Source organism: Syntrophomonas sp. UBA5494 (assembly GCF_002426325.1).
Genome location: NZ_DIPG01000012.1, coordinates 20,728 through 21,714 on the forward strand (window position 1 = coordinate 20,728; position 987 = coordinate 21,714).

At 53.2% G+C, this 987-nt stretch carries 3 protein-coding genes; all 3 read left to right on the plus strand.

Annotated features, from left to right (window positions below; translation table 11 throughout):
* Positions 1 to 162, plus strand: a 162-nt coding sequence (locus B3W37_RS01790; protein WP_483174606.1) for an aconitase family protein, incomplete at its 5' end; no start/stop codon positions are given.
* Positions 163 to 205: 43 nt separating this feature from the next.
* Entirely contained in the window at positions 206 to 703 is a 498-nt protein-coding gene (gene leuD, locus B3W37_RS01795; protein WP_483169753.1) for a 3-isopropylmalate dehydratase small subunit, read from the plus strand.
* 45 nt (positions 704 to 748) lie between these two features.
* On the plus strand, positions 749 to 987 hold a 239-nt coding region (locus B3W37_RS01800), incomplete at its 3' end, for an isocitrate/isopropylmalate family dehydrogenase (protein ID WP_483174603.1).

A 987-nucleotide genomic window follows, 5' to 3' on the forward strand; every position in this document is an offset into this window, starting at 1 on the left:
CATATGGGAATTCTTGCTAAAGGGGAGCGCGCCCTGGCAACCACCAACCGCAACTTCGTAGGCCGCATGGGGCACCCTCAGAGTGAGGTATATCTGGCCAGTCCGGCGGTTGCTGCAGCCAGCGCCATCACCGGGGAAATAACCCCGCCCTGGCAAGTCTGATCTGTTTCAACTCAACAGGAAGATAACAAAAGAGGTGTGACAAATGAAATATACAGGCAAGATTTATAAATTCGGCCCTGATGTGGATACCGATGCCATCATTCCGGCCAGATACCTGAATACTTTCGATCCGCTGGAACTGGCCCAACACTGTATGGAAGACGCTGATCCCACCTTTCCGTCCAAGGTGAAGCCCGGTGATATAATCGTTGCCGACAAAAACTTCGGATGCGGCAGTTCCCGTGAGCATGCCCCTATCGCCATCAAGGGAGCCGGGGTCTCCTGTGTGGTGGCCCGCTCTTTTGCGCGTATATTTTATCGCAACAGCATCAATATCGGGCTGCCTATTTTGGAATGCGAGGAAGCCTTTGATGGAATGGAGGAGGGAGACCAGATCGAAGTGGATCTGGAAACCGGCCACATCACCAATTTAAGAAGCGGCATCTCTTATCAAGCCCAGCCTTTCCCGCCCTTCATGCAGGAGATTATGGCCCAAGGCGGCCTCATCAATTACGTAAAAGAGAAAGCCCGAACTGAGTAATTATCGATTTAGTCTGTAGATGATACATGAAAGGAACGGATCTGAATGTATAGAATAGCGGTTTTGCCCGGTGACGGCATCGGAGTGGAAATTGTTCCCCAGGCGGTTAAGACCCTGGAAGCCGTCGCGGCTCGTTATGGTCACCAGTTTGAATTTAAAGAAGCCCTGGTGGGAGGGGCCGCCTATGATGCCGTCGGCCATCCCCTGCCGGCGGAGACCCTGGCCTTGTGCAAGTCTTCTGATGCGGTTCTCCTGGGGGCTATCGGGGGGCCTAAATGGGATCA